17 protein-coding genes and 3 pseudogenes are annotated in these 25,056 nt (G+C 47.2%); 6 read left to right on the top strand and 14 right to left on the bottom strand.

Annotated elements, in window-relative coordinates; genetic code table 11:
• Window positions 1–69: 69 nt before the first annotated feature.
• Both FJD32_RS05835 and FJD32_RS05830 read right to left on the bottom strand, forming a co-directional pair.
• Window positions 70–3,213 (bottom strand): multidrug efflux RND transporter permease subunit, encoded by a 3,144-nt coding sequence (locus FJD32_RS05835; protein ID WP_140907388.1) that lies wholly within the window; start codon window positions 3,211–3,213, stop codon window positions 70–72.
• Window positions 3,214–3,226: 13 nt separating this feature from the next.
• Window positions 3,227–4,465 (bottom strand): efflux RND transporter periplasmic adaptor subunit, encoded by a 1,239-nt coding sequence (locus tag FJD32_RS05830; protein WP_140907387.1) that lies wholly within the window; start codon window positions 4,463–4,465, stop codon window positions 3,227–3,229.
• A gap of 624 nt (window positions 4,466–5,089) precedes the next feature.
• On the opposite strand from FJD32_RS05830, the gene FJD32_RS05825 reads away from it, so the two are divergent.
• Window positions 5,090–5,710: a TetR/AcrR family transcriptional regulator gene (locus FJD32_RS05825; protein ID WP_140907386.1), complete on the top strand. Its 621-nt coding sequence runs from the start codon at window positions 5,090–5,092 to the stop codon at window positions 5,708–5,710.
• 92 nt (window positions 5,711–5,802) lie between these two features.
• Here FJD32_RS05825 and FJD32_RS05820 read toward each other — a convergent pair whose 3' ends face one another.
• Both FJD32_RS05820 and FJD32_RS05815 read right to left on the bottom strand, forming a co-directional pair.
• A complete protein-coding gene (locus FJD32_RS05820) occupies window positions 5,803–6,231 on the bottom strand; it encodes an OsmC family protein (RefSeq protein ID WP_140907385.1) in 429 nt (142 codons plus the stop codon).
• A gap of 287 nt (window positions 6,232–6,518) precedes the next feature.
• Entirely contained in the window at window positions 6,519–8,015 is a 1,497-nt protein-coding gene (locus FJD32_RS05815) for an aldehyde dehydrogenase (protein ID WP_055648315.1), read from the bottom strand.
• A 281-nt stretch (window positions 8,016–8,296) separates the two neighbouring features.
• On the opposite strand from FJD32_RS05815, the gene FJD32_RS05810 reads away from it, so the two are divergent.
• The 4 genes from FJD32_RS05810 to FJD32_RS05795 all read left to right on the top strand — a co-directional run bounded on the left by FJD32_RS05810 (window position 8,297) and on the right by FJD32_RS05795 (window position 12,466).
• Window positions 8,297–9,637: an aspartate aminotransferase family protein gene (locus tag FJD32_RS05810; RefSeq protein ID WP_055648316.1), complete on the top strand. Its 1,341-nt coding sequence runs from the start codon at window positions 8,297–8,299 to the stop codon at window positions 9,635–9,637.
• 51 nt (window positions 9,638–9,688) lie between these two features.
• Entirely contained in the window at window positions 9,689–11,179 is a 1,491-nt protein-coding gene (locus FJD32_RS05805; RefSeq protein WP_055648317.1) for a CoA-acylating methylmalonate-semialdehyde dehydrogenase, read from the top strand.
• Between the two features lie 13 nt (window positions 11,180–11,192).
• Complete coding sequence (locus FJD32_RS05800; protein ID WP_055648318.1) at window positions 11,193–11,564, top strand: cupin domain-containing protein; 372 nt, start codon at window positions 11,193–11,195, stop codon at window positions 11,562–11,564.
• 179 nt (window positions 11,565–11,743) lie between these two features.
• Window positions 11,744–12,466 carry a TorF family putative porin gene (locus tag FJD32_RS05795; protein ID WP_055648319.1) on the top strand — a complete coding sequence of 241 codons (723 nt, stop codon included), beginning with the start codon at window positions 11,744–11,746 and terminating at the stop codon, window positions 12,464–12,466.
• Window positions 12,467–12,558: 92 nt separating this feature from the next.
• On the opposite strand, the pseudogene FJD32_RS05790 reads toward FJD32_RS05795, so the two are convergent.
• The 6 genes and pseudogenes from FJD32_RS05790 to FJD32_RS05765 form a co-directional block, all read right to left on the bottom strand.
• Window positions 12,559–13,867, bottom strand: a pseudogene (locus FJD32_RS05790) (sugar MFS transporter).
• A 340-nt stretch (window positions 13,868–14,207) separates the two neighbouring features.
• The gene (locus FJD32_RS05785; RefSeq protein WP_140907384.1) at window positions 14,208–15,395 is read right to left on the bottom strand and encodes a DUF5009 domain-containing protein; all 1,188 of its coding nucleotides are present in this window, start codon (window positions 15,393–15,395) and stop codon (window positions 14,208–14,210) included.
• 137 nt (window positions 15,396–15,532) lie between these two features.
• On the bottom strand, window positions 15,533–16,669 hold the full coding sequence (gene nagA, locus FJD32_RS05780; RefSeq protein ID WP_055648320.1) for an N-acetylglucosamine-6-phosphate deacetylase: 1,137 nt from the start codon (window positions 16,667–16,669) through the stop codon (window positions 15,533–15,535).
• 44 nt (window positions 16,670–16,713) lie between these two features.
• Window positions 16,714–17,712 (bottom strand): SIS domain-containing protein, encoded by a 999-nt coding sequence (locus tag FJD32_RS05775; RefSeq protein WP_055648321.1) that lies wholly within the window; start codon window positions 17,710–17,712, stop codon window positions 16,714–16,716.
• Between the two features lie 65 nt (window positions 17,713–17,777).
• Window positions 17,778–18,680, bottom strand: a complete 903-nt coding sequence (locus FJD32_RS05770; RefSeq protein WP_055648322.1) for a BadF/BadG/BcrA/BcrD ATPase family protein — start codon at window positions 18,678–18,680, stop codon at window positions 17,778–17,780.
• 222 nt (window positions 18,681–18,902) lie between these two features.
• A pseudogene (locus FJD32_RS05765) lies at window positions 18,903–20,015 on the bottom strand (family 20 glycosylhydrolase); the annotation flags it as partial.
• Window positions 20,016–20,123: 108 nt separating this feature from the next.
• Here FJD32_RS05765 and FJD32_RS05760 point away from each other — a divergent pair.
• Entirely contained in the window at window positions 20,124–21,332 is a 1,209-nt protein-coding gene (locus tag FJD32_RS05760; protein WP_001206290.1) for an IS4-like element IS10A family transposase, read from the top strand.
• Between the two features lie 9 nt (window positions 21,333–21,341).
• Here FJD32_RS05760 and FJD32_RS05755 read toward each other — a convergent pair whose 3' ends face one another.
• The 4 genes and pseudogenes from FJD32_RS05755 to FJD32_RS05740 all read right to left on the bottom strand — a co-directional run bounded on the left by FJD32_RS05755 (window position 21,342) and on the right by FJD32_RS05740 (window position 25,031).
• Complete coding sequence (locus FJD32_RS05755) at window positions 21,342–21,587, bottom strand: SapC family protein (protein ID WP_240199993.1); 246 nt, start codon at window positions 21,585–21,587, stop codon at window positions 21,342–21,344.
• Window positions 21,588–21,622: 35 nt separating this feature from the next.
• Window positions 21,623–23,146: a tryptophan halogenase family protein gene (locus FJD32_RS05750; protein WP_140907772.1), complete on the bottom strand. Its 1,524-nt coding sequence runs from the start codon at window positions 23,144–23,146 to the stop codon at window positions 21,623–21,625.
• Between the two features lie 96 nt (window positions 23,147–23,242).
• Window positions 23,243–23,809: pseudogene (locus tag FJD32_RS05745) on the bottom strand (TonB-dependent receptor); the annotation flags it as partial.
• 13 nt (window positions 23,810–23,822) lie between these two features.
• Window positions 23,823–25,031 (bottom strand): IS4-like element IS10A family transposase, encoded by a 1,209-nt coding sequence (locus FJD32_RS05740; RefSeq protein ID WP_001206290.1) that lies wholly within the window; start codon window positions 25,029–25,031, stop codon window positions 23,823–23,825.
• Window positions 25,032–25,056: the final 25 nt, after the last annotated feature.

Below are 25,056 nucleotides of genomic sequence, written 5' to 3'. Positions count from 1 at the left end.
AAATACAAAAAAGACCTGAAATTTCAGGTCTTTTTATCGATATAAAATAGAACTTATAACACAGCCAAGTTAGACCTCTGATGCTGTACTATGACGGGCGCGTTTTGCTAAGGCATAGTAAAACAATGGTGTAAGGATCAAACCAAACAGCGTCACCCCTATCATACCGGCAAATACCGCAACCCCCATGGCTTGACGCATTTCAGCCCCCGCGCCTGTCGAAAACACCATAGGCACAACGCCCATAATAAAAGCGATAGAGGTCATCAAGATGGGGCGTAAACGTAAACGCGCCGCCTCGAGAATTGACTCCATGACTTCCATACCATGGTCTTGTTTTTCCTTGGCAAATTCGACAATCAGAATCGCGTTCTTGGTCGCTAAGCCCACGAGGACGATAAGACCAATCTGGGTGAAAATATTATTATCACCGCCATAAATAAGCACACCACTGAGCGCTGAGAGCAAGGTCATTGGAATGATTAAGATAATCGCCAATGGTAAACTCAAACTCTCGTACTGCGCCGCCAGCACCATAAACACCAGCAGGATCACCAACGGGAACACGAGCAAGCCAGTGTTACCGGCGAGGATCTGCTGATAGGTCAGCTCAGTCCACTCGTAGGTCATGCCTATCGGCAAGGTCTCGGCGAGGATTTTCTCAATCGCCGCCTGCGCTTGACCCGAACTCACACCGGGTGCTGGGCCACCGTTAATCTCAGCCGTGGTGAAACCGTTATAGTGCATCACACGATCGGGCCCCGCACTCTGGCTCACATTGATAAAGGAGCCGAGTGGGATCATATCGCCATTCACATTCGGCACTTTTAGCTGACTAATCTGCTGCGGGCTTTGACGGAATGCTTCGTCGGCCTGCATATTCACCTGATAGGTTCGACCGAAACGATTGAAGTCGTTGACATAGGTCGAGCCCATATAGGTTTGTAATGTCTGGAAAATTTGATCGAGCGACACTGCCTGCTGTTTCGCTTTAGTCCGATCGATATCCAGTTCAAGTTGTGGCACGTTCACTTGATAGCTAGAGAAAATCCCCGCTAATTGTGGATCGGCCCACGCCTTATACATCACTTGTTGGGTCACCTGATACAAGGCCTCATAACCAAGGTTGGCTCTGTCTTGAATTTGCAGACGGAACCCTCCAATAGTGCCGAGGCCTTGCACAGGTGGCGGCGGGAAGATGGCAATAAACGCATCCTGAATACCAGCAAATTGCTGATTTAATTGGCCGGCAATCGCATTCGCCGACAGCTCAGGACGCTTACGTAACTCAAAATCATCTAAGGCAACAAACACCACGCCCGAGTTAGGACTATTAGTAAAACCGTTGATACTCAGACCGGGAAAGGCAATAGAGTGCGCCACACCGGGGTGATTCAATGCGATGTCGGACATTTTCTTGATCACCGCATCGGTACGCTCGAGTGAGGCCGCATCCGGTAATTGGGCAAATGCCACTAAATACTGTTTATCCTGTCCTGGCACATAACCCGTTGGGGTATTCACAAATTGCACGCCCGTCAGTGTAACCATCCCCAGATACACCAGTCCGATAATGCCACCAAAACGGATCACCTTACGCACTAGATAGCCATAACCCTCTGATGCACGGTTGAATAAGCGATTGAATGGCGTAAATAACCAGCCACCAAACAGCTTATCCATTAACCGTGTGAGCGCATCCTTAGGCGCATCATGCCCCTTGAGTAACAACGCCGATAACGCTGGGCTCAAGGTGAGCGAGTTAATGGCCGAAATAAAGGTCGAAATCGTGATAGTCAGCGCAAACTGCTTATAAAACTGCCCCGTTAATCCGCTCATAAAGGCGGTTGGAATAAACACCGCGGCCAACACTAAGGTGGTTGCCACAATCGGCCCAGTCACTTCCTTCATGGCTTTTTGTGTTGCGGCAATTGGGCTTAAACCCGAAGCGATATTTCGCTCGACGTTTTCTACCACCACGATGGCATCGTCGACCACAATCCCGATGGCCAGCACCAGACCAAACAGCGACAAAGCATTAAGCGAGAAGCCCATCAAGTGCATAAAGGCGAAGGTCCCCACCAAAGACACAGGCACGGCCACCAGCGGAATAATCGAGGCGCGCCAAGTCTGCAGGAACAGCACCACCACGAGTACCACTAAGAGCACGGCTTCAAGTAAAGTTTTAATCACAGCTTCAATCGAGCCACGCACAAATACGGTCGGATCGTACACAATTTCGTATTGCAGCCCTTCGGGGAAAGACTTCGCCAGTCTTGCCATTTCGGCGCGCACATCGTCGGAAATTTGAATCGCATTTGAACCTGATGCTTGGAACACCGGGATAGCGACCGCATCTTTATTATCCAGCAATGACCGCAGCGCATAACTAGTTGCACCGAGTTCGACGCGCGCCACATCCTTAAGACGGATCACCTCACCGTTTTGACCGACCTTGATAATAATGTCTTCGAATTCTGACAGTTCAGTCAGACGCCCCTTAACGTTAATCAAGAGTTGGAAGTCGGCATTACCGCTAGGCTGCGCCCCTAAACTGCCCGCTGCCGCTTGCTGATTTTGCTCACGTACGGCGGCGATAATTTCAGCTGGCGACATGCCAAGCGCCGAGACCTTATTCGGGTCAAGCCAGATCCGCAGACTATATTCGCCCGCACCGAATAAACGCACCGCGCCCACACCTTTGATCCGTGCTAACTCATCTTTTACGTTTAATGCCGCATAGTTAGACAAATACAGCATGTCATAACGGTTATCCGGCGACAGTAAATGCACCACCATGGTTAAGTCGGGCGAGGACTTTTCGGTCACAATCCCGAGGCGTTGAACCTCCTGCGGCAAACGTGGCATAGCACGGTCAACCCGGCTCTGCACTTGAGTTTGCGCCCTGTCCACATCGGTGCCAATGGCAAAGGTGATGGTCAAGGTCATGCGTCCATCGGACGTCGCCTGCGATGACATATACAGCATGTCTTCGACGCCGTTAATTTCCTGCTCTAAGGGCGAGGCAACCGTTTCGGCGATGACTTTAGGGTTAGCGCCAGGGTAATTGGCGGTCACCACGACTGTCGGAGGCACCACTTCAGGGTATTCGGTAATAGGTAATTGCCAGACGGCAATCGCCCCTGTGATAAAAAATAGCAGCGAGAGAACGGCTGCAAATATCGGTCTTTTAATAAAAAACTGCGACAACATTCTGTTGGATTCCTTAACCGCGGCTCGCTACTTCAACGTCTGGGGTAGTGATATTTTCTTGATGTTTATCAAGTAGTAATTGAGCTTGACGAAGCGCATCTAGCTGCTCGCTATCGGCCATATCAACCAGGTGTGGCTCAATTTGCATCTTAGGACGAACCCTTTGCATACCATTGACGACGATCTTGTCGTTTGCCGCTAAACCTTGCTTAATAATGCGTAAACCTTGAACTTTTTCACCCAAGGTGACGCCGCGGTACTCCACTGTGCCATCGTTTGCCACCACTAAGACGAACTTGTTGTTCAGATCCGTGCCCACGGCTTTATCATCGATTAAGATGCCGTCGTAGGCACCGCTACCAGCGGTACGTAATCTGGCGAACAGACCAGGGAGCAAGCTGTTGTCTTCATTGCTAAAAGTGGCGCGTACTCGAATAGTGCCCGTCTGCCTATCCATCGAGTTATCGACAAAATCCACTAGGCCTATGTGTTGATATTCGCGCTCGTTGGCCAGCGCCATATACACGGGATTGTCGCCAGCACGAGGGTCGTTACGCTTTTTCTCGGCGGTTAACTTGACGTATTTCAGGTAGGTTTGCTCATCCACATCGAAGTAGGCATACATGCTGGCGGTCGACACTAAGCTGGTTAATACACTCTGCCCCGCAGACACATAGTTACCCGCGGTGACATTGGCGTAGGAGGCTCGGCCATCAATCGGCGCGCGCACTTGGGTGTAATCTAAGTCCAACTCGGCGCGCAGCAGCGCCGCTTTCACAGAGGCTACGGCCGCCGTGGTTTGACGTTTGTTAGACTCGCGGGTATCGAGTAATTCTGCCGATACTGCCTTTTGGGCAAAGAGTTTGCGGGCACGTTCTAAGTCGTTAGCGGCCAGTTGCTCAGCAGAGATCGCGCTAGCAAGATCTGCTTTTAACCGGGCCACTTCCGCTTCGAACACACTCGCATCGATACGGAATAGCACATCGCCTTTTTTCACTAAGGCGCCTTCTTTAAAGTTTACCGACGCGATATAACCAGACACGCGTGGCACTAAGGTCACACTTTCTGGCGCCTGCAAACGGCCGGTAAATTCATCCCACTCGGTAACGCGCTCATGCAATACCTGCGCAACATCGACCTTAAGTGCACCTTGAGCAGGGCTTTGCTGTGCAGCTGGTTTACCACAGGCCGAAAGGACAAACGCCGCCACGGCAGTCAACATCAATATCCGTAAAGGTGGGTTACTTTTCATCTTACAATCCTCATGTGGCAGGCATTTATCTCGTTTAAGACAGACATCAGTGATGGACACTCGGTCAATACCAATAAATACCGACTGGTAAAAAATATTATGTACTGAGCGGTAATATATAGTGTAAAATGACCCTGTCAACTTATTTTGTACCGATAGGTATTTAATTTTTGTGCCAGCTTGAAACTTTGTAGTTAAGCCTTTGAGGTTATTAGGGCGTGTTGACGTTTCGAGATTAGATTTTGTTCGTTCTGGCAAGCACGTGCTCGCGAAACGAGGAATGATGTGTCGTTATTCTACTCAAATGACGAGTGACAAAGAGCAAGGGCTTGCCAGACGAACCCTTCGGGCAGCATTTGGCTGGCTTTTCTGCTGCGTTATCGTCCGTTTATGTAGAATAACTACACTGCACGGACTTTGCCTTGCATAAAAGCCAGCCAAATTGCTGCAAAAATAACCCTGAAACGTCAACACGCCCTAGCCACAGCGAACGTGCTATGTGGGCTTGAATGGACGATATATTTTGGTGAGTTACGCACCTAACCCGCAGACAGCAGGCAAGAGTGGCTGGACATGAGCTAAACCCATGTCTATCCTAGGGGCAATTGAGAATTGAGGAGCCTAATGATGTCAACCGTCACCCAGACGCCCTGCGTAGGTCGCCCACGAGCCTTCGATGCCGACGATGCATTGGCCAAAGCCTTAGAAGTCTTTTGGCGTAAAGGTTTTGAAGGTACATCGTTAACCGATCTCACTCAGGCCATGGGCATCAACAAACCCAGCCTATATGCCGCCTTTGGTAACAAAGAGCAGCTGTTTCTGAAAGCGATCGAGTTATACGAGCAGCGCCCCTGTGCATTTTTCTATCCTTCGCTTGAAAAAGAAACAGCCTATCAAGTGGTTGAGTCCATGCTCTATGGCGCAGCATCCTCCTTAGTAGATGAAAACCAACCCCATGGCTGCTTGATTGTCCAAGGCGCTCTCGCCTGTAGTGAAGCTGGACAAGCCATTAAAGAAACCCTGATCACCCGTCGCCGTGATGGTGAGCAAGCATTATGCGAACGCCTGCAACGCGCAAAGGATGAGGGCGATCTCCCCGAAGATGCCGATCCACTGCTGCTATCTCGATACATTGGCACAGTGCTACAAGGCATGGCCGTACAAGCAACCAATGGCATTTGCCCCAATGAATTACGTAAAGTGGCTGAGTTAGTATTAGCTAACTTTCCGAAAAATAACCCGTAATAGCACGATTAGCATATAACGATTGACATAAACCCCAGTGAACACTGGGGTTTATGCTTTTAAGACGCTAAAAAATCGAGATGAGTATCGAGTTAACACTGGACTTGATGAGTGACCAGACTTGGACGCAGCAGATTGTCATGGACGGGACAACGATTACACACAGTATCTAAAAACTCATTCTTTTCTGCATCGGTTAAGTCGGCGTCTATGCTGGCATTGATGGCGATTTCTTTAAATCCAACAGGATCGTCCGAGGGTTGGCCTAATAATCCCGCCGAATTCATCACGGCTCTCACATGCACATCAAACTGGTGAATAGTGATATTACGTTCACGCGCAACCATCTTAGCTATCGCAGAAATGCAGCCACCAAGCGAGAATAAAAAGGTCTCTAAAGGGTTAGCTCCTTCATTGGTAGCGCTGGGTTGATCAATAACCAGCAAATGCTCACGCACCTGCGCTGTAACCTTCCAACCGCTTGCCATATGTGTGGTGACTTCAACAACTTTTTCAGCCATAACAAACTCCATTAGTTTTATTTCAATCAGATTATTCTAATGGTGTTAACATAAAAAGTCACAAGCTAAGATCACAGTTTATAAAGTCAGGTTAGGAAGTCAGTGTATGGGTTTAACCTAGATATCTAGAGTGTAAGGTTTTAATAAAATCGCTATAAATGTCAGTTATTCTGCACAGCAAACCAATGAAAATCCAAAACATCGAAGTAAAAAAGGCAATAAAAGGCCCCTTCCAATAACATTGAAAGAGGCCCAAGTATGCGTTAAAGCGTTATAGCACTATCCACTTATAGGACTATCCACGTTGCCTTGATTTCAGTGTATTTATCAAAGGAGTGTAGAGATTTATCTCGGCCATTACCCGATTGCTTATATCCACCGAAAGGTGCCGTCATATCGCCGCCATCATAATGGTTAATCCACACCATACCACTACGCAATGCTTTAGCCGTTTTATGCGCCTTACTGATATCCGCTGTCCAAACACCTGCCGCTAAGCCGTAGATGGTATCGTTAGCGATCGCAATCGCCTCCTCCATACCATTGAATTCAATGACAGATAATACAGGGCCAAAGATTTCCTCACTGGCAATTTTCATTTGGTTTTTCACATTTGAAAATACCGTTGGCTGCACATACACACCGCCCGTTTCGGCCAGCACTTGTTGTCCACCATGCACTAAGCTCGCGCCCTCATCTTGGCCCGCCTTGATATAGCTTAAGATGGTATCTAATTGCTGCTTATCGACCACTGCGCCGCTAACGGTAGCAGGATCCAGTGGATGCCCAGGCTGCCACGAGGCGAGCTCTTCTGCTATAAGTGCAATCAGCTGATCTTTAACACCAGCTTCCACCAGCAAGCGTGAGCCCGCAGTACAAACTTCACCCTGGTTAAAAGCAATGGCTTCAGCGGCAGCCACAGCCGCTGCTTTAAGATCGGGCGCATCGTTAAATACGATGTTCGGGCTTTTACCACCCGCCTCTAACCAGACCCGCTTCATATTCGACTCGCCCGCATAAATCATTAATTGCTTAGCGATTTTTGTTGAGCCAGTAAAGACTAAGGTATCCACGTCCATATGCAGCGCCAGTGCTTTGCCGACGGTATGGCCATAACCGGGGAGCACGTTTAGTACACCTTTAGGGATCCCAGCTTGAACGGCAAGTTCGGCAATACGAATGGCGGTGAGCGGTGATTTTTCAGAGGGTTTAAGGATAACACTGTTCCCCGTCACGAGTGCTGGGCCTAACTTCCAACAGGCCATTAGCAGCGGGAAATTCCAAGGCACAATCGCTGCCACCACGCCCACGGGTTCGCGAGTAATCATGCCGATTTCATTATGTGCCGTCGGCGCCAGCTCATCGTAGAGTTTATCAATGGCTTCCCCCGACCAACGAATGGCACGGGCAGCGCCCGCAATATCTACCGCCTTTGAAAAACGTATCGGTTTACCCATATCCAACGTTTCTAACAGAGCGAGTTCATTGGCATTTTCTTCCAATAACTCGGCAAAGCGGATCATCACTTGTTTACGTTTAACAGGCGTAGCCTTTGACCATACCCCAGACTCAAAAACCTCACGAGCATTAGCCACGGCGATATTGGCGTCCATCAAATCGCAACTGGCAACTTGTGCTAATAAACGACCATCGATTGGACTGATGCAATCAAAGGTTTTGCCTGATGTAGCATCCCGATACTCGCCGTTAATAAAAGCCTTGCCATTGATTGTTAGGCTTGCAGCGAGGTTTTCCCAATCGCTCCGTGTTTTAGGTGTACTCATGATGACCTCTTAATCGTTTGTATTCGTTTATTTTATCTTTATTAGGATAAGGGCTATCTCGACTAACAACTGCCAAAGATGACCTAAGGCTGTAACTGCTGCCTAGATTACGCTTTTAAGACATCAAAATTCAATATTTTTTACAAAAATAGCATTTTTGCCACAAATAACTGCACAGCACTCTTCCATGTTCATTATTTCTAACATAGCATAGCAAATATTAGCCACCCTTAACGAAGACCTGACCCCATTTAACAAGGAAAAGGACAAGGTAAACATCTATGGCCGACTCACCCAACAATCTCGCCCACGAGCATCCTTCACTTGAACACTATTGGATGCCTTTTACCGCCAATCGCCAATTTAAAGCGAGCCCTCGATTACTCGCCAAAGCTGAAGGCATGTATTACACCGATATCAATGGCAACAAGGTATTAGACTCAACCGCGGGGTTATGGTGTTGTAATGCGGGCCATGGTCGACGTGAGATAAGTGAGGCCGTCAGCAAACAAATTCGAGAAATGGATTACGCCCCCTCCTTCCAAATGGGCCATCCCATCGCTTTTGAACTGGCCGAGCGTTTAACCGAACTCAGCCCAGAAGGACTTAATAAGGTCTTCTTTACCAACTCAGGCTCTGAGTCGGTAGATACCGCCCTTAAAATGGCACTTTGCTACCACAGAGCTAATGGCCAAGCGTCACGCACCCGCTTTATTGGCCGAGAAATGGGTTACCATGGCGTAGGATTTGGTGGGATCTCCGTGGGAGGTTTAAGCAATAATCGCAAAGCCTTCAGCGGCCAGCTTTTACAAGGGGTGGACCATCTCCCCCATACCTTAGACATTCAACATTCCGCCTTTAGTCGTGGCTTACCAAGCCTCGGTGCTGAAAAAGCAGAGGTATTAGAACAATTAGTCACACTCCATGGCGCCGAAAATATTGCTGCCGTTATTGTTGAACCCATGTCGGGTTCGGCAGGGGTGATTTTACCACCACAAGGTTACTTAAAGCGCCTACGCGAAATTACCCAAAAATACGGCATCCTATTGATTTTTGATGAAGTTATTACCGCATTTGGCCGTGTAGGTGCCGCATTCGCCAGCCAACGTTGGGGCGTTATCCCCGACATAATCACCACAGCTAAAGCCATTAATAATGGCGCCATCCCCATGGGCGCCGTGTTTGTGCAGGATTATATCCACGATACTTGCATGCAAGGGCCAACCGAACTGATTGAATTTTTCCACGGTTATACCTATTCGGGCCATCCAGTCGCTGCCGCCGCAGCACTCGCCACGCTCTCAATCTACGAAAATGAGCAGTTGTTTGAACGCAGCTTCGAACTTGAGCGTTATTTCGAGGATGCCGTTCATAGCCTCAAAGGGTTACCCAATGTGATTGATATTCGCAACACCGGATTAGTTGCGGGTTTCCAGCTTGCACCTAATAACGAAGGCGTTGGCAAACGCGGTTATCGGGTGTTCGAGCGCTGTTTTCATCAAGGCACGCTCGTGCGGGCAACGGGCGATATTATCGCCATGTCCCCACCACTCATTGTTGATAAACATCAAATTGACCAAATGGTAAATAGTCTCAGCGATGCCATTCATGCCGTTGGATGATGCACAATTTTCAATCACACGCCCAGAAATTAGGGAAAATAAAGGTTAGCTATGCTTAAGATTACCCACTATGTGAATGGCCAACACACTCCAGCGAGTACAAGAAGCCAAGATATTTTTGAACCAGCCACCGGCGAATGCCGAGGTCAAGTATCCCTCGCCAGCAGCGATGAAGTCGCTGCCGCTATTGCCAGCGCCAAAACGGCTTTTGACGCTTGGTCACAGGTAACGCCCCTTAATCGCGCCCGTGTGCTTTTTAAATTCAAAGCGTTAGTCGAACAACATATGGATGAACTGGCGCAGCTCATCACCCTAGAGCACGGCAAAGTGCTCGATGATGCCAAAGGAGAGCTTATCCGCGGCCTCGAAGTCGTTGAATTTGCCTGTGGTATCCCACACTTGCTCAAAGGGGAACACACGCAACAGGTTGGCGGTGGTGTGGATTCCTGGTCCGTTAATCAAGCTTTAGGTGTTGTCGCTGGCATAGCGCCCTTTAACTTCCCCGTGATGGTTCCCATGTGGATGTTCCCAATCGCCATTGCCTGCGGCAACACCTTTATTATGAAACCCTCAGAAAAAGATCCAAGTTCAGTGATGCGGATTGCCGAGTTGCTCAAACAAGCTGGCTTACCTGATGGGGTGTTTAACGTGATCAATGGCGACAAAGAGGCCGTCGATACCCTGCTCACTCATCCAGATGTGCAAGCCATAAGCTTTGTTGGTTCCACTCCAATCGCTGAGTATATCTACAGCACCGCATCCACACACGGTAAACGAGTACAAGCCTTAGGCGGTGCCAAAAACCATATGCTGCTGATGCCAGACGCGGATTTAGATCAAGCGGTAAGTGCACTGATGGGCGCAGCATACGGCAGTGCAGGCGAGCGTTGTATGGCGATATCGGTGGTGTTGGCTGTGGGCGATGTGGGCGATAAACTGGTCGACAAGTTATTACCACAAATCCAACAATTAAAAGTGGGCAATGGCCTCACGCCAGAGATGGAAATGGGCCCCCTTATTTCCAAACAACACTTAACCAAAGTCACTGACTATGTAGAAACTGGAGTTCAGGAAGGAGCAACCTTACTGGTAGACGGCCGACAATTAACCGTTGCCGATCATCAACAAGGTTACTTCTTAGGGGCGTGTTTATTCGACCATGTCACGCCGGATATGCGGATCTATCGCGAAGAAATCTTTGGCCCTGTGCTATCTATTGTTCGAGTCAACGATTATCCCACTGCACTTACGCTTATCAACCAACATGAATTTGGCAACGGCACCGCCATTTTCACCCAAAGCGGTGAGGCTGCCCGTCATTTTTGTCACCATGTGCAAGTGGGTATGGTCGGCGTTAACGTGCCAATCCCCGTACCGATGGCTTTCCATAGCTTTGGCGGCTGGAAACGCTCACTCTTTGGACCTTTGCATATGCATGGCCCTGATGGTGTTCGTTTTTATACCAAACGCAAAGCCATTACCGCTCGCTGGCCTGTAGGCAAACAGACTCAAGCTGAGTTTGTTATGCCCACCATGAAATAATCCGGAGCCATTTATGACAGTGAGCGTCACGTCGATCATTCGCTTTGCCAGCGCACAATCGCCAGTGGAGAGCTATCAAGTCGCCCCTGAAAAGCGTATTGCAGGCAATCCCACCCAGCAATTGCAAAATCATTATTCTAGCCCTTGTAATCAATTCCATAGTGGAATTTGGCAAAGTGAATCAGGCGCTTGGAAAATCAACTACACTGAATATGAGTATTGTGAAATTCTCGAAGGAACCAGTGTGATCACCGATCTTGAGGGACAATCTCAAACCTTTAGCGTAGGTGATCGCTTTATTATTCCAGCGGGATTTCAAGGTGTGTGGCAAGTCGTCACCCCCTGTCGCAAGGTGTATGTCATCTTCGAACAAAACTCACAGTAATACAGAGGTGCATTTTGCCTCAATGAACAAAGTTAAAGTGAGTTAGCTTTACCGCCATGAGGTCACAGCAACGGAGTTTCCTTGGCTGTTGTTTGGCAAATTATCGGATGTACAGACCTGTTTTAAAACATAAAAGAAGCTTGTGCATCCGTGTCAATCAAGAAAATGGGAGAAATACCGTGAATAACAACCTACAGAAAAAACGGCTAGCACAACTTGCTGGACTCGCGCTTACTACCAGCTTATTTTCCAGCATAGCCAGTGCAGAAGTGTCTGGTGAGATTAGCTTAACTAACGATTATCGCTTCCGCGGTGTCTCGCAAACCGCTGGAGATCCCGCTGTACAAGGTGGAATAGACTGGAGTTTTGAATCAGGATTTTCCGTCGGCGCCTGGGCCAGTAACGTCGACTTTGATGAACCTGGTTATAATGGCCCAGATGTTGAGTATGACTTCTATGTTGCCTACGGCGGTGATATCAATGATAACGTCAGCTACGACGTGACACTGAACCGCTATAACTATTCGGGCGAGAGTGATCTTGGCTATTTCGAAGTAACGGCTGGCGTCGAGTTTAGCGGATTTCGCGTAGCCTATTGGTATACCAATGACTACGGTGGCACTGATTTAGATTACCACTACGGTGAAGTCAATTATTCCTATGAGTTTGTCGAAAACTGGAATCTCGATCTGCATTACGGCTACAACGTTGGCGATGCATTAGATGATGGTGAAGGCTTCGATAGTTACTCCGACTATTCTGTTGGTGTCTCCACGGAATTAATGGGATTTGGCCTTTCACTTGCTTGGCTTGGCACAGATTTAAGTGGCGATCAAAAAGTCTCCGACGGTGTATACCAAAACGACGATACCGTCCTCGCGAGCGTTAGTTACGCTTTCTAATAGGGTTATCTCATTAGACAAAACACCCTAGTACAAAAGTCATTAAAAAGCCCTCTTTCGAGGGCTTAGTTATTTTTGTCATGAATGTATTATTAATTTGAAGACCAACTGCGCATCTTATGGCCTTTGACTGCATAGAAGAGAATAAACAGATAACAAGGTAACATCACCATATACCCGCCCTGCTGCCCCATTTCGGTTGCCGAACTCATTAAACCCCAAGACACTGGACCAAAGGCACCGCCGGCAATCCCCATGATCAGTAGTGCTGAACCCGTACTCGTCAATTTGCCCATGCCCGACAAAGCAAGAGGCCATACGGCAGGCCATACAATCGCATTGGCTAATCCTAAGAAAGCAATCAATAGCAAGGTATCAGGTAAAGCTACGCCCCCAAAAGGCACCAACAAAGTGTTAGCAATAGCGTAGGAATTGTTATCCCCAAACAGAATGCCTAAGGTGAGTAATATGCCTAAAATTGCGGAAATCATCAGCGCTGTCGGTTGAGAAATAATGCGAGGGATAAGGATAATCCCCAGCGTATAACCCAGCACCATGCAAACCATAGTGTATGAGGTCATGACCCCGTAATGCTCAACGCCTAAAGATAGCGCAAAGGTACCTATAGTATCGCCAGCGATCACCTCTACCGCTACGTACACAAACAATGCCAACACACCAAATGCTAAGTTAGGGTGAGATAACGCCGCTTTAATCTGGCTTTTATCTGTATGCTCAGCGACTTCATCTTCATTAGATAATTCTGGTAATGGGGATTTTTTCACCGCCAAGGCTAAAACACCGATAAACACCGCCATGCCTAAGTAAGGAAAAACCAAACTATTGGCCATTTCATCAATTTGTACTTGCGTTAATGTTGTGCCGATACGGTCTTTAAAACTATCTAAAATCAACGCTGAGAACACTAACGGTGCAATCACCCCCGCACCTTTGTTCAAAATACCCATCACGCTAACACGCGCCGCCGCTGACTCTTCAGGCCCAAGACGAACAACATAAGGATTTACTGCGGTTTGCAGTAACGTCTGCCCCGCCCCCATAACTAATTGGGCAAATAAAAATAGGGCGAAGACTTGGGTCTTCGCCGCTGGAATAAACAGTAAACCCGCGAGCATCATCACGCCCATGCCCAAGGCCATCCCATTTTTGTAGCCCACTTTACGGATAAGCCACGCCGAGGGCAGTGCAGTAAAGGTCACCGCGATATAGAAAGAAAACAGGATTAATGAAGCTTGGAAGGGATTGAGTTGCAAAATTTGTTTTAAATAGGGGCATTAAAGAACCATTCAACCAGGTTGCAAACCCGAGGATGAAAAAGAGGGCTGCCACTATCGCCATGGGGATAAAACTGCTTTTCTGCTGGCTTTTATCGAGTGTCATTTCCATAAACCTGCTTCTTATAGTAATTAATTTTAAGGTGATTGCGGGACAAAAATCCGCTGAGTATTGCACACATCCCTATTGCAACTCATCTGCAATGGCTAATGTTATCATTCGAACTCACCATTGTTTCAGTGATGTTAAAACAAACAACACAAAAAGACAACGCTGTCATTTGCAATTTAATCCTAAAATACCGCGTTAAACATCACAATAAACCCTAAACGCTTAGCTAGATCCTGATTTAAAACCAAAGATGCGTATGGCAACTATCAAACATGAAATAAAAAAGCCGCAGATATCGCTCTGCGGCCTGATAAAAGCACAAGATAATGAGAAATTAAATTCGCACAAAAATATTGCGACGATACATCCAATACAGCACTAACCATTGAACGGTGAGCAAACCAATCACGGCCGCTAAGGGCTGAGCATTTTCCGGTAATGCCGCGATAACGCCACCGAACACACTCTGGGCGATATACTTCCAATCCACTAGGCTGGAGGCTAGATAAATAATGATGGCGTTAGTACCGATTACCACAAACACAAAGGCGAGCTTTTGCCATTTCAGTACATCCACTAGGGCATAAAACAGCGCTAACAGCAGCATACTCCAACCTGAAGTGACCAACACAAAAGAGCTTGTCCACAGCTCTTTATTGACGGGAATAACCCCATCCAGCAACCAACCTAAGTCTAAACAAACACCACCGGCAACACTCAATAAGCCGACTTTAGCCCACTCACCTTTAGGATGTGATTTCACAATAAAGTGGCCAACAAATACACCCGCTAAGGCGTTGACTACGGCGGGCAGTGTCGATAACAGGCCTTCAGGATCGGGCGTTCGTCCTTGATAGCTCACACCCGGCAGCAATAGGCTATCCACATAAGCATTGATAGAGTCAGTCGGTGATAACACTCCAGCCTGCCCACCAGGAAACGGCAACCAGAGCTGCACCGCGCCATAGGCCACTAATATGCCCAAGGCCACCAACACTTGGGTCCGTAAACTGGTATGCCACACCAGCAAGGCGGCAAAAAACCACGCAAAGGCAATTCGACCTAATACGCTGGCATAACGGACTTTTTCAGGATCGGCAGGCGCCCCAGTTCCCCAACCATGGTTATAAAGAATCCCAAGCAATAAAAGAAGAAACAGCCGCTTAATCCCGTGGCGATACACAGGCATACGCTCATGCATCGGCAGTTTATCTAAGCGTTTTGGCGATAATCCAAGGGCAACACCGGAGAGGAAAATAAACAGCGGAAAAATCAAATCATAGAAGCGAAACCCATGCCACTCACTATGGTGCATTTGGGTATCACCCCATTGCCAGCCCGCCCAGCCCGTCAACATAAGCAAGGCGCCAAATAGGGCTTCGCCACCTAAAATCCAAAACATATCAAAGCCACGCAGGGCATCAAGGGACATCAACCGCGGTTTTGACTGACTCTTTTTCGCGGCAGCCACCTGAGCATTAACGCCCGTATTGGCGATAGATCCCGGCGCAGTCGTACTCATACCATTATCCTTTATTATTGTTATTTAAATTATTTTTCGAGATGTTGAGCAAAATGCAGACTGTACAATAAAAAAACTTAGCCCCTGTCATCAAAATCTGACAAGGGCCAAGGTTAACGCTTTACGGACTCAACACACTAAGGGCGAACATAAACCGCATTTCCAGCAATATAGTTGGCCAACACTTGATGCTGATTATCCAGCAGCAATAAATCGGCGCGCTGCCCTACGGCTAACCGACCAACACTATCGGCAATGCCAAGGAACTCGGCAGGATACAAGGCCGCCATTCTCAACGCTTCACCTAGCGGTAAGCCAAGCATATTCACCGTATTTCGGACTGCACTTGCCATGTCTAAAACACAACCGGCCAGCTCACCGGTGACCGCATTTAATCGGTCACCGACTCGCAGCACCTGAGTACCAAACAACTCAAAACTGGTTTCATCATCCATACCCACAGGTGGCATGGCATCAGTCACTAACATCATCTTGCCACGGGGTTTAGCGCGTAGGGCAATTCGAGCGGCAGCAGGATGCACATGGTGACCATCGACAATCAAACCACACCAAGCCGTTTCGCTCTCAATTGCCGCACCCACCACACCAGGCTCGCGGGAACCTAAGGGCGACATCGCATTATATAGATGGGTAAAACCTGTCGCCCCAGCCTTTAAAGCCGCAACAACCGTATCGTAATCTGCGTTGGAATGCCCTAAACAGACCTTAACTCCTGACTCGACTAATAAGCGGATCACCTCAGGAGAAACGTTTTCAGGTGCTAAGGTGACAACGCGGATACCTAAATCCTGACGACAAAATATCGCCAGTTCGGCTTCGGTGATCTCACGAATAAAGCCTTGTGGATGAACGCCTTTTTTAGGCACAGACAAATGTGGACCTTCGAAATGCACCCCTAATACACCAGCACTTTTTTGCGCAACCGCAAGAGCAACGGCATCGGCCGCCTTAGCCATCACCTGCACATTATCGGTAATCAGCGTGGGTAAAAAACCTGTGGTGCCAAAACGCGCATGCGCCTTGCCTATGGTCTCGATGCAAGCGACTGTAGGACTAGTATTGAATAATGCTCCGCCGCCGCCGTTAACTTGCACATCGATAAAACCTGGCACCAGCGTTCCTGTATAGCGGACTTCTTTAGCACCAAGAGCGGTATCAAAGCTTGCAATCAGGCCATCCTCAATGGTGACAGGCACATCCTGATGGAAGGATTCGCCATCAAATAATTGCTCGGCAATTAAAGTGAATTTCATCCCAAACCTCTTTTTTAAATTAACACGGCGACAACGACCATCTTCTACAGCGTTTGAGTGACTTTTTTCAGCCCTGCTGGTTGGTCTGGATCAATACCACGGGCAATCGCTACTGCGGCAACATCAATATAAAAACGCTGCAACAAAGCTAACGGCGCTACACGTGGGTGAATATCCGTCGATGTTTGATTTAAATGGACTAAATCGGCACCACGTTGGCTCACATTTTCAATCTGTTCGATATGGCTAGCGTAAGACTCATCGCCAATACACACATCCACAATCGTGAGTTTTTTCTCAACTAAGGTCACTGGACCATGGAGAAACTCTGCGCTACTAAAGGCTTCAGCGTGGATTGAGCACACTTCTTTTAACTTAAGCGCAATTTCCTTAGACACCGCATAACCTAAGCCACGGCCTAACACGACTAAGTTTTTAACGTTTTCAACTGACTCAGGCGTCAGTTGTGGCTCAGCATCAACCGCCATTTGCAGCGCTTGTGGTAAAGAGCTTACCGCTGCGGCAAGGGATTGGCTCTGCGTCCATGCCGAAGCTAATTGTAAAATCGCCGACAGAGTTGCGAGGTAACTCTTGGTTGCAGCAACGGCTTTTTCTTCGCCTGCACGTAATGGCACCACCACATCGACGATGTCCTTAATTGGCGCAGTTTCATCGTTCACTAACGCCACACAAAACGCGCCAGCGTTTTTCGCCATACGCGCTTGGGCTAAAATATCAGGGCTGCGGCCAGATTGTGAAATTACAATCACTAATCCGCCTTCTAACTTCAAGGTTTTACCATAAACGCTGGCTACCGATGGTGCAGCGGCAAACGTTGGCACACCGACTTCGATTTCAAACAGATACTTAGCAAACACGCCGGCATGATCCGAGGAACCACGGCCAACGATCATCACAAAACGAGGATCAAAAGCACGCAGTTTTTCACCTAACTGCTGCATAAGATCGGCGTTAGCAGCTAACTGACCCGCAATTTTCTGCGGTGCGGTACGCGCTTCTTGTTCCATAATAGTGTTTGTCATGTTTTTTACCTTCAGATCTGATACTTATTCAGTTTTAGTACTCATGTGCTAAAACGACTTGTTTATTAAACTGTTGCTGAATTAAATTGCTGCTGTGCGTAGTACATAGCACCCAATTCTGGCGGCGCTAAGGTCTCAGAAATCTTTGCCACCACATCGCTACCAAGCCATGCCTGTAAAGGTTCAGCTAAGCCACCAATCATCGAGAAACGTACAGGGTTAAGCGTAAAGAGTTTTCGCGCCATTTCGCTAATATAATCAGCACCTTCTTGTACTATCGCGATAGCAACTTGATCCCCGGCGTTAGCACAATCGAGCACGTTTCTCGCAAACTGCGCATAACAACTTGAAGACTTGCCCGCGAGGTGCTCAACGATACCCAAGGCATCTTTCACCCCTAAATGGCTTAACAACATCTCAGTTAAGGCGGTCGGCGTGGCAAACCCATCGAGCGCGAGTAGCACATGCTCGGCAGCTTTGAGCCCTAGCCATGCACCACTGCCCTTATCACCTAACGCAAAACCATGGCCGCCAATGCTCAAACTAGCATCACCAACATGGGCATAACCGCAAGAACCCGTGCCGGTAATAATCACCGCACCATCCGCACCACAATGTGCACCAATGCACGCGGTATGCAGATCGGTGGTGACATACATGGCGGCAAACGGATGCTGCCAGTTAACAATATCCTGATACAGGCGCGGCACATTGACTCCCGCGAGGCCCAATCCCGCCACCAGCAAATGGCTATCAGTCGCTTTCATCCCGGCATCTAACAGAGCTTGATGCGTCGATGCTTCAATGGATTCAAATGTTTGCGCAAGACCATGTAACGGATTAGCGCGCCCAGCAACACCTGTCCCTAAAACGGTACCGTCCGCAGTATAGATAGTGGCTCGGCACTTACTGCCGCCCCCATCAACACCGATAAACAGTTGTTGATCTTTTGTCTGGACTAACCCCATGACATCCCTCTTCATCTCTTAATGCAGCGCTACCGTTGCTTATACTTATGCCGTTAATACAACACTCAACTTTAGTTAACTCAATGTTACAGCAAAAATGACAGCGTTGTCATTTACTTTTTGAAGCAATTTATAATCAAATGTCAGGCGAAAGAATTGACTGAAAGTGAAAAAGAAAAAGGCTGTATTTTTCTTTTAAAATACAGCCAGATACATAACAGATTAATTAACGATTAAGCTTCTGCCTTTGCGGATACCATCAGCAGCAATAGCACGGATCTCAACAGGCGCAGTTACCGCCTGCCCTGCTTGATAGGATTGCCATTGCCCACTCGCTTGTCGCCACTCAATCTTAAGTCCTGGATAAGCCACGTTGGCAAACAGTTTACCGTCACGGATCTCGGCGCCGATAGTCGGCACTCGGTAATCGATACCTGCCTTATCGAGTTTAATAAACTCCTTATGCCCTAATGTGTTGGCCATTTGCTGCCAAGATTGTGCCTGCGCGTCACGCATTGCCGCAGTAAAGTGCCCAGTGCTTTGGTTATATAATGCACCTTGATATTGGTAAGGCACTTCCCACTCTGCTTGATGCCAAGCACGCTCAGCCAGCATCAATAAACGCGGGAAAATCATGTACTCAACGGTATCGTTGCTGCGAATGGTTTCACTCCACAACTGCCCCTGTAAACCAGCAAAATTTTTACCTTGCTCCCGTGGTCCAGATTTTTTGCCTTTCTCATCGATTCTTGCCCTATCGTCGGCTTCAAAAGGCAGATTTTGCAAGTCGGTCCACTGCTCTGCATTCGCCACTAAGTTATCAGGCATAAAGCTAAACACTTTGTGCGCGTTGGTGGCACGGCTTGCCCAGTAATAGCCGTGCTCTTTAGGATCGGCTTCGTAGGGAAAATCAAAATACAGCACTTCAGGATTAGAGAGCACCACATCCCAACCGTTGTTCACTTGCTGATTGGCATGCTCATATCCTTTATAGGCGATCACATCCCAAATATTAGATTGGACTTTAGCTGGCATATAACTTGGGCGAACATGGCTCATGCCATCACTCCAACCTGCGGCTTCGATGCCTTTTTCCGCCAGTTGATTCGATATCCGCTCAATAAAGTAAGCGCCTAAATCCTCGATGGATTTCACGCCTTTATCGTTATTGGCTACAAAGGATAAACACTCAGGAGATTGCTTCCACGCTCCTGCGGTTTCGTCGGCGCCGATATGGTATCGAGTTAATAGTTGACCCGCGGCTTGGTGTAATTTGGCAATTTCATCAATCACTTTATCGACAAACTGATAGGTCGATTCCATACAGACGTTCAGGGCTGAAGAATCCCCTGATGATTTACAAATAAATCATCAAATTAGAGTGGAAGCGCATCTTGTTGCATGATCAAATGGTTTCGCTAAAAACTACACTTGGACAACAAGATGCGCGAAGCCAATATCCTACAACATTCTTTACACCAATACTGCCCAGAACTTCACCTAAAACGATTAAACAGCTTGATGCTGGCCTCTAAGGCACTGATTGAATGTAAGACACTGACCTTGACTGAGTTAGGTCGAAATTTACCAACCACGGCCCGAACCAAGCACAACATCAAGCGCATTGATCGTTTGCTCGGCAACACGCATCTGCATCAAGAACGGTTAGCTGTCTACCAATGGCATGCCAGCCTCATCTGTTCTGGTAACCCTATGCCGATTGTGCTCGTCGATTGGTCAGACATCCGAGAGCATAAACGCATCATGGCTCTGCGCGCCTCAATAGCCTTCAATGGCCGCTCTATTACCCTGTATGAGAAGTCCTATCCCCTATCAGAACAATGCTCTAAGGCCTCCCACAACGGTTTTTTAGCGGACTTAGCCAAGATTTTACCTTTGCATGTTACCCCTCTCATCGTGACTGACGCGGGGTTCAAAGTGCCTTGGTACAAAGAGGTTGAGGCGCATGGTTGGTTTTGGCTAAGCCGTATTCGCGGTACAGTTCAATTTGCAGATATTGGCGCTGAAAATTGGCGTGCAGTTCGCAGTACACATGACTTGGCCAACGGTCAAGCGAAGAGCCTGGGTTGTAAGACCTTGACCAAAACTAACCCTATCAATTGCCATCTCACGCTTTATCGTAGCAAACCTAAGGGGCGTACAAATCAGCGTTCAACGAGGACTAATTGCCACCATCCATCGGCAAAAACGTACTCAACATCGGCGAAAGAGCCTTGGGTGTTAGCCAGCAATTTACCACCAGAATCTCGGAGCCCAAAGCAGCTGGTAAACCTGTACGCCAAACGTATGCAAATAGAGGAAACCTTTCGTGACCTCAAAAGCCCGGCATACGGCTTTGGCTTACGCCAAAGTCGTACCAACAGTCCAGAGCGATTCGACATCATCCTACTGATAGCGTTGATGGTTCAATGCCTGTTGTGGCTAGTTGGTTTACACGCACAGCAACAGGGCTGGGATAAGCATTTTCAGGCCAATACCATTGGGCATCGAACGGTACTCTCAACGATTCGCTTGGGATTGGAGGTGCTCAGGCGGCCTGATTATCAAATCACGGAGAAAGAATTGCTGGCGGCCTGGGTATTATTCGCCAATCAGTTGCTCAAATATGGCTATGCTATGGCTGATTTATGAGGGGATCCTTCAGCACTGACCGTTTTTGAGCAACTTATTAGTATTAGGCTTAAGTGCAGTAATCGCAATGGAGAGGAACTCACCAGTTTGAGCGTTTTTTGTAAACACGATAGGGAAACTGGTCGCAGCAGACATAAACTCTTGAACCTGAAGAGGGAGCATATGCATAGTCTCAAAAAGGCTGTAATCAACCTTATCCCCAATCGCTAAATTTTTATGACTTGCGTCATTTAAAGGTACAAATTGTGTTTTCATTTTATTTTTCCTTTTTACACATTAAAATAAAGCGCTTAGATAGCTTGCAAGCCATAAGTACAAATCTTATCAATCAATTCTCTATGTTCTGGTAACCCCTCAAACATTTGGCGCTTCACATTAGACATGTTACTCATATAAGCATTCAAATTAGCTTTTGCGACTAAACCTCTATCATGCGGTTGAGTCGGATATTTCATCCCATAAAGAACATATAAGTAATTATCTAAGTTAAACACCTCAAACTTTGAGGGGAAATCCTCTGCAATAGGGCTAAATGACTTCCACATGTTAAGCCGCTCTTTTAACGGCTCAGGAATTGTCTCTTCACGCTGATTATCAAGCCAAAATGCCGAGTCATTTCTATCTGACAAACAATAATGCAATTTGGCAAATTCGACGACCCTTTCCCATGCGTGGTTAACAGTGCGATTAAAACGCATTGATAAGTAATCCACCTCATCTTTATTAGCAGGGAAACGTTCAGCAAGAAATCGAGCAGAAAAGTCCGTTAATAAAATTGAAGTCGCTTCTATGGGTTCTAAAAAGCCCTGTGCCAGCCCTAATGCAACGCAGTTTTTGACCCAAAATTGTTGACGATAACCTACCGTCATAGGGATTTTGCGATGGGGAATATCGGCAAGTTTACCACCAAGATAACGGTCAAACTTTTGTTCAGCTTCAGTTTGATTCATATGCGCTGATGAATATACAAATCCTGTACCGCGGCGCTGGGTAAGCGCAATATCCCAAATCCACCCGGCTTGATGTGCTGTTGCTTTAGTATAAGGAGGAATAACATCAGCAGGCTGAGTCGGAATTTGCGCAACTAATGCCGTATCAATAAAAAGTTGCAGCGCTTTACTGATAAATGGCACTTTTAATGCCTTAGCTAACAAAATAGATTCAAAGCCACTGCAATCAATATAGAAATCAAAAGATAGATTCCCCTGCTCAGTCTGCAATGACTCGATAGCGCCATCTACACCTAAGCACACGTCGTGTACCGTCGTTAAAATATGCTCTACATTAAATTTCTCAATGGCATTTTTAGCGAGTAATTTGGCAAACTTTGCTGCATTGAGGTGATAGGCATAGCCTAAAACACCAGCATATTCTGGCGTAGTAATGAGCTTTGGTGCTTTAGCCGCTTCGCAAGCTAAATGCTGTGGGGAAACAAAATCGGCAAAATGTCCGCTTTGTTCGGCCAACCACGTCGATACAGCGTCACCTTGGTGTAAATTAATGATATCGAATAGATGATGATAAAAATTATGCTTACCGTGACGCGATTTATCTAACCAGTTCACAAATTTAATAGACTGTTTAAACGTGACATCGCATGTTCGAATAAATTCTGACTCACTAATACCAAAACTCTGTAATGATTTTTTAATCGAAGGCACAGTACCTTCCCCGACACCAATAATAGGAATATCAGGAGATTCAATCACTGAAATAGATAACCCAGAACGCCCCTTCAACGCCCGGCCTAAGTGGTTCGCCGCTAACCAACCTGAAGTACCGCCACCTATAATAGCTATTTTTCTGATTGTCATCACGAGCCTCTAAATTGGAGAAACCTAAGTTTATTATTAAATTTATTGATAATAAAAAGCCTAGCGAATGCTAGGCTTTTTCGTGATTAAATTGAATTAGAAGCGTAACGCTACACCAAGCTTGTAGCGAGCTTCACCATCGAAGCTCCATACTGGGTAGTTATCTTTAAATTCACTAATAACACCTTCTGCATCAACAGGTGAAACACCTTTCTGAATACTGTCTTCTTCAAGTAAGTTAACGACTTCAAATGTTACAGATAGATAATCTGTCACATTATAGTTAGCACTTAAATCTACTGTGCCATAAGCTTGATGCTCGCGGTTACCGTAGAAACCAGGTAATTCACGCATCATATACTCTGAACGCCAGTTATATGCTATACGAGCAGAGAAATCATCCATCTCGTAGTAACCGACTAAGTTTACAGTGTGCTTAGATGAGTCTGAGAACACTCCTACACGATCAGCATAATTTTCAGCAGGTGAGGTTGCATCGGCAAAGGTGTAGTTAGCGGAGTAACCAAAACCGTTATCGAATGAATCTAGTAATTGCAGTTCAATACCATCGATTGAACCACCTGTAGCATTATAGTTTTCACTCACTGTCCAACAGTCATATATACCTGCACCACAGGAGCTACCACCTTGACTCACTAAGTTCTGAAGGATCCCCTCATAAATCAGCCATAGCATAGCCATATTTGAGCAACTGATTGGCGAATAATACCCAGGCCGCCAGCAATTCTTTCTCCGTGATTTGATAATCAGGCCGCCTGAGTACCTCCAATCCCAAGCGAATCGTTGAGAGTACCGTTCGATGCCCAATGGTATTGGCCTGAAAATGCTTATCCCAGCCCTGTTGCTGTGCGTGTAAACCAACTAGCCACAACAGGCATTGAACCATCAACGCTATCAGTAGGATGATGTCGAATCGCTCTGGACTGTTGGTACGACTTTGGCGTAAGCCAAAGCCGTATGCCGGGCTTTTGAGGTCACGAAAGGTTTCCTCTATTTGCATACGTTTGGCGTACAGGTTTACCAGCTGCTTTGGGCTCCGAGATTCTGGTGGTAAATTGCTGGCTAACACCCAAGGCTCTTTCGCCGATGTTGAGTACGTTTTTGCCGATGGATGGTGGCAATTAGTCCTCGTTGAACGCTGATTTGTACGCCCCTTAGGTTTGCTACGATAAAGCGTGAGATGGCAATTGATAGGGTTAGTTTTGGTCAAGGTCTTACAACCCAGGCTCTTCGCTTGACCGTTGGCCAAGTCATGTGTACTGCGAACTGCACGCCAATTTTCAGCGCCAATATCTGCAAATTGAACTGTACCGCGAATACGGCTTAGCCAAAACCAACCATGCGCCTCAACCTCTTTGTACCAAGGCACTTTGAACCCCGCGTCAGTCACGATGAGAGGGGTAACATGCAAAGGTAAAATCTTGGCTAAGTCCGCTAAAAAACCGTTGTGGGAGGCCTTAGAGCATTGTTCTGATAGGGGATAGGACTTCTCATACAGGGTAATAGAGCGGCCATTGAAGGCTATTGAGGCGCGCAGAGCCATGATGCGTTTATGCTCTCGGATGTCTGACCAATCGACGAGCACAATCGGCATAGGGTTACCAGAACAGATGAGGCTGGCATGCCATTGGTAGACAGCTAACCGTTCTTGATGCAGATGCGTGTTGCCGAGCAAACGATCAATGCGCTTGATGTTGTGCTTGGTTCGGGCCGTGGTTGGTAAATTTCGACCTAACTCAGTCAAGGTCAGTGTCTTACATTCAATCAGTGCCTTAGAGGCCAGCATCAAGCTGTTTAATCGTTTTAGGTGAAGTTCTGGGCAGTATTGGTGTAAAGAATGTTGTAGGATATTGGCTTCGCGCATCTTGTTGTCCAAGTGTAGTTTTTGG

This window comes from Shewanella sp. LC6 (assembly GCF_006385735.2).
Lineage (GTDB): Bacteria > Pseudomonadota > Gammaproteobacteria > Enterobacterales > Shewanellaceae > Shewanella > Shewanella xiamenensis.
Note: the sequence above shows the minus strand (reverse complement) of the source record. Positions and strands in the feature narration are given on the sequence as shown.

Excerpts from the sequence above, each read along its gene's own strand:
- FJD32_RS05835 (WP_140907388.1), bottom strand. The coding sequence starts at position 3,213 with ATGTTGTCGCAGTTTTTTATTAAAAGACCGATATTTGCAGCCGTTCTC.
- FJD32_RS05830 (WP_140907387.1), bottom strand. The coding sequence starts at position 4,465 with ATGAAAAGTAACCCACCTTTACGGATATTGATGTTGACTGCCGTGGCG.
- FJD32_RS05825 (WP_140907386.1), top strand. The coding sequence starts at position 5,090 with ATGATGTCAACCGTCACCCAGACGCCCTGCGTAGGTCGCCCACGAGCC.
- FJD32_RS05820 (WP_140907385.1), bottom strand. The coding sequence starts at position 6,231 with ATGGCTGAAAAAGTTGTTGAAGTCACCACACATATGGCAAGCGGTTGG.
- FJD32_RS05815 (WP_055648315.1), bottom strand. The coding sequence starts at position 8,015 with ATGAGTACACCTAAAACACGGAGCGATTGGGAAAACCTCGCTGCAAGC.
- FJD32_RS05810 (WP_055648316.1), top strand. The coding sequence starts at position 8,297 with ATGGCCGACTCACCCAACAATCTCGCCCACGAGCATCCTTCACTTGAA.
- FJD32_RS05805 (WP_055648317.1), top strand. The coding sequence starts at position 9,689 with ATGCTTAAGATTACCCACTATGTGAATGGCCAACACACTCCAGCGAGT.
- FJD32_RS05800 (WP_055648318.1), top strand. The coding sequence starts at position 11,193 with ATGACAGTGAGCGTCACGTCGATCATTCGCTTTGCCAGCGCACAATCG.
- FJD32_RS05785 (WP_140907384.1), bottom strand. The coding sequence starts at position 15,395 with ATGAGTACGACTGCGCCGGGATCTATCGCCAATACGGGCGTTAATGCT.
- nagA (WP_055648320.1), bottom strand. The coding sequence starts at position 16,669 with ATGAAATTCACTTTAATTGCCGAGCAATTATTTGATGGCGAATCCTTC.
- FJD32_RS05775 (WP_055648321.1), bottom strand. The coding sequence starts at position 17,712 with ATGACAAACACTATTATGGAACAAGAAGCGCGTACCGCACCGCAGAAA.
- FJD32_RS05770 (WP_055648322.1), bottom strand. The coding sequence starts at position 18,680 with ATGGGGTTAGTCCAGACAAAAGATCAACAACTGTTTATCGGTGTTGAT.
- FJD32_RS05760 (WP_001206290.1), top strand. The coding sequence starts at position 20,124 with ATGCGCGAAGCCAATATCCTACAACATTCTTTACACCAATACTGCCCA.
- FJD32_RS05755 (WP_240199993.1), bottom strand. The coding sequence starts at position 21,587 with ATGAAAACACAATTTGTACCTTTAAATGACGCAAGTCATAAAAATTTA.
- FJD32_RS05750 (WP_140907772.1), bottom strand. The coding sequence starts at position 23,146 with ATGACAATCAGAAAAATAGCTATTATAGGTGGCGGTACTTCAGGTTGG.
- FJD32_RS05740 (WP_001206290.1), bottom strand. The coding sequence starts at position 25,031 with ATGCGCGAAGCCAATATCCTACAACATTCTTTACACCAATACTGCCCA.